The organism is Nocardia kruczakiae NBRC 101016 (assembly GCF_001612965.1).
GTDB lineage: Bacteria > Actinomycetota > Actinomycetes > Mycobacteriales > Mycobacteriaceae > Nocardia > Nocardia kruczakiae.
Genome location: NZ_BDBL01000005.1, coordinates 294,399 through 300,764, shown reverse-complemented (window position 1 = coordinate 300,764; position 6,366 = coordinate 294,399). Strand labels below are relative to the sequence as shown.

Below are 6,366 nucleotides of genomic sequence, written 5' to 3'. Positions count from 1 at the left end.
CCCGACGCGCCCGCACCGCACCGCCGCCGCGCCCGAATCGCGGCGGTAGGGCCGTGCGGGTCGGTGGTCGCCTGCTGGCGGCGGTGACGGCCGTGGTCGTGGTCAGTGGCACCGGCCTGGCCTATTACACCGAGCGCAGCGTCGATCAGGGTTTCACCCGGTCCAACGCGATCAGCGAGGCCGATGCGGCCGCGCTCGACGGCGATCTGAACATCCTGCTGATCGGCCTGGACACCCGCAAGGACCAGAACGGCAACGACCTGCCCAAGAACATCCTCGACCAGTTGCACGCCGGTGACGGCAGCGAAGGTGGCTACAACGCCAATTCGCTGATCCTGGTTCATATTCCGAAGGATCTGAAGAAGGTCACCGCCTTCTCCATCCCGCGCGACGATTATGTCTCGGTCTCCGGTATCCCCGGCTACGACCACGCCAAGATCAAGGAGGCCTACGGGCTGAAAAAGGCGTCGGTGGAACAGAAACTGGAGAACCAGGGCGTCAAGGACAAGGTCGAACTCGAACGCCAGGGCCGCGAGGCCGGGCGCGAATCGATCGTGCAGACGGTCAAACAGCTCACCGGGGTGCCGATCAACCGATTCGCCGAGATCTCGCTGGTCGGTTTCTACGATCTGGCCAACATCCTCGGCGGCGTCGACGTGTGCCTCAACCACGCCGTCGACGACGAGTACTACTCCGGCGCGGTGTTCCCCGCGGGCCGCCAGCATCTCGACGCCGCCAACGCGCTGTCGTTCGTGCGCCAGCGCCACGGCCTCGACAACGGCGACCTCGACCGCACCCACCGCCAGCAGGCATTCCTGACCTCGGTCGCCAAACAGCTCAAGGATTCGGGAACCCTGACCAATATCGGCAAGTTGCAGGACCTGATCACCGCGGCGCAGAACGACATCGTGCTCTCCCAGGGCTGGAACCTGCTCGACTTCGCCCAGACCCTCGGCCGCGCCGGATCCATTCCGATCGAATTCCAGACCCTGCCGGTGAAGGCCTACGACACCGTCGACGGCCAGGACGTCAACATCGTCGACCCGGCCGCGATCAAGAAGACCGTGCGCACCGCCTTCGGGGTGGCCGAACCACAGTCCAGCGCCCCGACCACCACCCCCACCAGCACCATCGACGTCGTCAACGCCGGCGGAGCCGGCGGAATGGCGGCCAAGGTGTCCACGGCGCTGGTCGACAAGGGCTTCCGCAAGGGCACCGTCGGCAACGCCACCTACAGCGACGGATCCAGTTCGGTCGTGTACTTCGGCTCCGGCGCCGACACCGACGCCACCCAGGCCGCCGACATGCTGGGCGGACTGCCCACGGCCGCCTCGAAATCCCTCGATCCCGGGACGGTGAAGATCGTCATCGGCAGCGATTTCAGCATGCCCGACAGCCTCACCTCGTCCTCGGCGTCGACGGTGACCACCACCGACCCCACGACCGGGCTCACCACGACCACCAGCGGCGGCAGCAGCTCGGCGTCGACCACCGCCACCACCGACGACCGCCCCGACTCCGGTAAGCCGGTCACCACCAGCATCGGATCCGACATACCCTGCGTGAACTGAGGCGCCGCCGCCGCGGCCGTCTACGATTCTCCGGTGACCGGATACGACGACGCATACGACCACCTCGACACCTCCCGGCTACCCGAGCGGCAGCGGCGCATCCTCGGCGTGATCCGGGATGCGGTGCAGCGCAACGGATATGCGCCCTCGTCGCGGGAGATCGCAGCCGCCGTCGGACTGAAATCGGGATCGTCGGTGTCCAAACACCTGAAAGACCTCGAGGACAAGGGATTCCTGCGCCGCAGCGCGAGCGTCTCCCGGCCCATCGATGTGCGCCTGTTCCTCGCACCCACGGAAAGCCGTGGCGGCGAACGGGATTCGGTGACCGTGCCGGTGGTCGGCGACATCGCCGCCGGCACCCCGATCCTCGCCGAGGAACACACCGACGACCAGCTCACCCTGTCGCGGCAACTGGTCGGGCGCGGCACCGTGTTCGGGCTGCGGGTGCGCGGTGATTCGATGATCGACGCCGCGATCTGCGATGGCGACATCGTGGTCGTGCGGCAGCAACACGAGGCCCACTCCGGTGACATCGTGGCCGCCATGATCGACGACGAGGCCACCGTGAAGGTGTATCGCCGGCGCAACGGCCACGTCTACCTCGAACCCCGCAATCCGGCCTACGAGGTGATCGACGGTGACCGCGCGGTCGTGCTCGGCAAGGTCGTGTCGGTGATGCGCCGAATGTGACGAGCTGCTCGACGCGCCCGCCGGACCGATCGCCAAACGGTTGCCGCTGAATTAGTCTGCCCAGGCAGGCAACCGCGCAAGACCGAACGGGATTCGGAGGTGCACGTGGCGAGCAGTAATCGGGCGGGCAGATCTGCGGGGCGATACCGGGTGCGGCGGCGCACCCGGATCGCGACGGTGGCGGCCGCGGCAGTTCTGGCCGCGGTATCGGCGAGCACGGCGGCAGGACCGGCCGCCGCCGCGGGCGATCCGGTCGTCGATTCCGGTGCGCCGCTGGCACATCCGGTGTCCGCCGACGGATCGAAGATCGTCGGCTTCTCTGTCGTCGACGGCCGGAACGTCACCCTGCAGGTGTACTCCGCGGCCATGGACAAACCGATCACGATCAACGTGCAGCGACCCGCCGACGCCTCCACACCGCGTCCCGTGCTGTACCTGCTCAACGGCGCCGGCGGCGGTGAGGACAGCGCCACCTGGGACAACAAGGCGCCCGACGCGCTGAAGTTCCTCGCCGACAAGGACGTCAACGTCGTCCAGCCCGTCGGCGGCGCCTGGAGCTACTACACCGACTGGCGCGCGCCGGACCCGAAGCTGGGCGTCAACAAGTGGAAGACGTTCTTCACCGAGGAACTGCCGCCCATCATCGACGGCGCCATGGGCACCAACGGCCTCAACGCCATCGCCGGGCTGTCCACCTCCGGCACCTCGGTGCTGCAGTTGCCGATCGCCAAACCCGGGTTGTACAAGTCGGTGGCCGCCTACAGCGGGTGCGCCCAGATCAGCGACCCTGTCGGCTACACCGCGGTCAATCTCGCGGTCAACGTGTGGGGCGGCGGTAACACCGTGAACATGTACGGGCCGCAGAACGATCCGATGTGGGCCGCCAACGATCCCTACGTGCACGCCGACCAGCTGCGCGGGCTGAACCTGTTCATCTCCAGCGGATCCGGGCTGCCCGGACAGTGGGACACCCTCAACGGGCCCTACACGCTGCCCGGACCGGGCGGACTGGCCAATCAGCTGGTCATCGGCGGCGTGATCGAAGCCGCGGTCAACTACTGCAGCCACAACCTGCAGGCCAAGCTCGACGGTCTCGGCATTCCGGCGACCTATGACTTCACTCCCACCGGAACCCATTCCTGGGGTTACTGGCACGACGCGCTGATCCAGTCGTGGCCGGTCCTCGCGGCCGGGCTGCAACTTCCCGCCTGAGCGCCGAACGCCTGGTTCGGGCCGCTCGACAGCTCATCGATCCACTGCCGCGAGAAGTTCGGCGGTCGCGTTCCACGTCGCCGGACCACGCCTCGGCGAAAGCGCGCACCGAGCCGAGCTCCGCGACATCGAGCGGTCGGACGTCGAAGATGCCGGGGAGGTCCGCGACGGCGCGGCGGGCCCGCTGCGGGTCACGGACACCCAGCACGACGTGTGCTCCGGCGCCGGCGAGTTCTCGCGCGGTGATCAGGCCCAGGCCGCGGCCGGCGCCGGTGATCACCACCGTCCGTCCTGTCATGTCGGGAAGTTCGTTTCTGCTCCATGTGGCCATACGTCCGCACTCCGTTGTTCGCTGTTCGAATGCCGTGCTCGTCGGAAGCGACCAGTGATCGCTGTGATCAGTGAATGCGCCGCCGTCAGGCCGAGGAAGGACACACACAACCACTGAACGAGAGGTCGCGGCTGAGCGGCGACGGACGGATCAGAATGCACACCATGGATCGTGGGTTCGACCGTTCATCGCTCGGCGCGTTCTTGCGGGCTCGGCGAGCGTCTCTGCAACCGGAAGACGTCGGGCTGCGCCGGGGGCCACGGCGGCGCGCACCCGGGCTGCGGCGCGAAGAGGTGGCCGAGCTGTGCGCCATGTCCGCGGACTACTTCGCACGGCTGGAACGCGGCGACGGGCCGCAACCATCACAGAGCATGCTCGCGGCCATCGCGCGCGGTCTGCGCCTCACCCCCGACGAACGCGATCACCTGTTCCTGCTCACGGGGTACCGCACAGTTCGCCGCGACCTCCAGGTTCAGCATGTGAGTCCCGGGTTGATGCGCGTGATGGACGGCCTCTGCGACATGCCGGCGCAGGTGATGGGCCCGTTGGGGGAAACGTTGCTGCAGACCCCGTCCGCGGTGGCCCTGCTGGGCACGCAGACTGGGTGCACCGGCCGCGCGCGTAGCGCGGCGTTCCGCTGGTTCACCGATCCGGCCGCGCGTGCGCGTTACCACCCCGACGATCACGACATGACCAGCCGGGCCAATGTGGCGCAGCTCCGCGCGGCGCTCACCCGGGACGGGCCCGGCTCGCCGGCGGCAGATCTCATCGAATTTCTGCGTGAGACCAACAACGAGTTCGCCCGGTTGTGGGACCGTCACGAGGTGGGCCTGCGTTCCAGCGACACCAAGCGATTCGTCCACCCCGAGATCGGGCGGCTGGACCTTTACTGCCAGCTTCTGTTCGAGCCTGATCAGGGACAGGCGCTTCTCATTTTCACCGCTACCCCGGGTACCGAGGACCAGCAGAAGCTCGCCATGCTGAAGGTGCTGGGCGTCGAAAAATTCACGGCCTCCCTCGAGTGAGGGGGCAGGGGTCGGCAGACCGGTAACCCCGCCTGCCCTCGCCGCGGTATCTCCCTATGCGGAATCGATCGCGAGGTGCATCCCCGAGACGGGTGGTTACGGGCTCGCTGTGGCAGCCGGATCCGCGCCGGGCAGCATCACCGGCTCGTCGCAACTGGCCGGCGGATCGACCTGAGAACATCCGACGGGGGCGCGGGTGGGCCGGTAATCGGCGGGCACCCCGCCCGCGCGGACGAGCGCCCCGAACGCCTCGACCGCGTCGGTGGGCCGGCGCACCAGCTCCGGATCCGAGGTGACATCGACGGTGTAGAGGCCGAAACGCGGGGTGTAGCTGCCCCATTCGTAGTTGTCGGTCAGGCTCCAATAGTTGTAGCCGCGCACATCGATACCGTCGGCCTTGGCGCGCTGGATCCAGTACACGGTGTCGCGCAGTTGATCGGCGCGGGTGTAGCCGTCCGGGCGGGGTTTGCCGTCCTCGGTCGGCATCCCGTTCTCCACCACATACAGTGGCTTGCCGGGGAACTGGCGGGCATAGCGGCGCAGTGCGTAGTAGACGCCTTCGGTCTGCAGCGGCAACTCCCACATCGCGGGCGCACCGGCCGAGGTCGCCGACGAACCGTCCGCGGCCGGGGTGGGCCCGAAGTAGTAGTCGACGCCGACGAAGTCGAGTTTGTCGCGCACCTGGTCGATATACGGCTGATTCACCTCGGTGTCGGCGCCGGGCACATAACCGATGTTGCTGGTGACCATCGCCTTCGGATACGCGGCGTGAATGTCGTCATAGATCCGGTTGTGGGCCTGCGCGAGCCGGTCCATCGCCGCCGGCCACTCCTCGTGCGAGAGGGCGCCGATACGGATCTCGGTGCCGAGATAGGCGGCCGGTTCGTTGACGGTGACCCAGATCGGATCGCGAGAACCGTAGCGCTGCACCACTTTCCGCGCATTCGCCAGCCAGTCGTCGACCATGCCCTCGTTGCGCCAGCCGCCGCGGTCGGCCGCCCAGCCCGGATACACCCAGTGATCCAGGGTCAGCATCGGGGTCATGCCCGCGGCGTAGACGGCGTCGACGATCCGGTCGTAGACGGCGAACGCCTGGTCGTCCCATTCGTCGGGATGCGGCTGCACCCGGGCCCATTCGATACTCATCCGGAAGCTCTTCGCGCCCAGCTGCGCGGCGCGCTCGATATCGTCTGCGTAGGTGTCGAGGAAGCGCACCGAATCCCGATACGGTTCGGCCGCGCCGGTCGCGATGTAGCGGGTCCAGTTGCTGTCGGGGGCATGGCCTTCGGTCTGGAACCCGGATGTGGCCACCCCCCACACGAAGTCGGGGCCCAGGGGAGCGAGGGCCGACGCCCCCCGGCGGACGGGGTCGGCGCCCGCGCGACCCGGCAGCAGCAGTGCGGCTGCTGCTGCCAGGCCGGTGGCCAGCACCTGGCGGCGGTTCGGCTCTCGCATCCAGCAATCGTAGCTGTGAGATTGCTGAATTCCGGTGTGCGCAAGGGCGTGTCGAGCGGGCGATCGGCCCCCCACATCGTGA

General features: G+C 67.9%; 6 protein-coding genes. 4 read left to right on the top strand and 2 right to left on the bottom strand.

All coding sequences use genetic code 11. The annotated features are described in order from the left end of the window. The 3 genes from NK1_RS05930 to NK1_RS05920 form a co-directional block, all read left to right on the top strand. A partial coding sequence (locus NK1_RS05930) for an LCP family protein (protein WP_063007568.1) occupies positions 1–1,571 on the top strand: 1,571 nt, incomplete at its 5' end. A 33-nt stretch (positions 1,572–1,604) separates the two neighbouring features. Beyond that, a complete protein-coding gene (gene lexA, locus NK1_RS05925) occupies positions 1,605–2,261 on the top strand; it encodes a transcriptional repressor LexA (RefSeq protein WP_063007521.1) in 657 nt (218 codons plus the stop codon). 177 nt (positions 2,262–2,438) lie between these two features. Next, a complete protein-coding gene (locus NK1_RS05920; RefSeq protein ID WP_063007567.1) occupies positions 2,439–3,473 on the top strand; it encodes an alpha/beta hydrolase in 1,035 nt (344 codons plus the stop codon). On the opposite strand, the gene NK1_RS36140 is transcribed toward NK1_RS05920, so the two are convergent. Then, on the bottom strand, positions 3,379–3,771 hold the full coding sequence (locus NK1_RS36140) for an SDR family NAD(P)-dependent oxidoreductase (RefSeq protein ID WP_218023060.1): 393 nt from the start codon (positions 3,769–3,771) through the stop codon (positions 3,379–3,381). The genes NK1_RS05920 and NK1_RS36140 overlap by 95 nt on opposite strands. A gap of 188 nt (positions 3,772–3,959) precedes the next feature. On the opposite strand from NK1_RS36140, the gene NK1_RS05915 reads away from it, so the two are divergent. Continuing rightward, positions 3,960–4,829, top strand: coding sequence for a helix-turn-helix transcriptional regulator (locus tag NK1_RS05915; RefSeq protein WP_245660360.1), 870 nt, complete (start codon positions 3,960–3,962; stop codon positions 4,827–4,829). Between the two features lie 96 nt (positions 4,830–4,925). Here NK1_RS05915 and NK1_RS05910 read toward each other — a convergent pair whose 3' ends face one another. Then, positions 4,926–6,284, bottom strand: a complete 1,359-nt coding sequence (locus NK1_RS05910; protein ID WP_063007520.1) for a family 1 glycosylhydrolase — start codon at positions 6,282–6,284, stop codon at positions 4,926–4,928. Positions 6,285–6,366: the final 82 nt, after the last annotated feature.

Coding starts and splice junctions, on each gene's coding strand:
- NK1_RS36140 (WP_218023060.1), bottom strand. CDS start 3,771: ATGACAGGACGGACGGTGGTGATCACCGGCGCCGGCCGCGGCCTGGGC.
- NK1_RS05915 (WP_245660360.1), top strand. CDS start 3,960: ATGCACACCATGGATCGTGGGTTCGACCGTTCATCGCTCGGCGCGTTC.
- NK1_RS05910 (WP_063007520.1), bottom strand. CDS start 6,284: ATGCGAGAGCCGAACCGCCGCCAGGTGCTGGCCACCGGCCTGGCAGCA.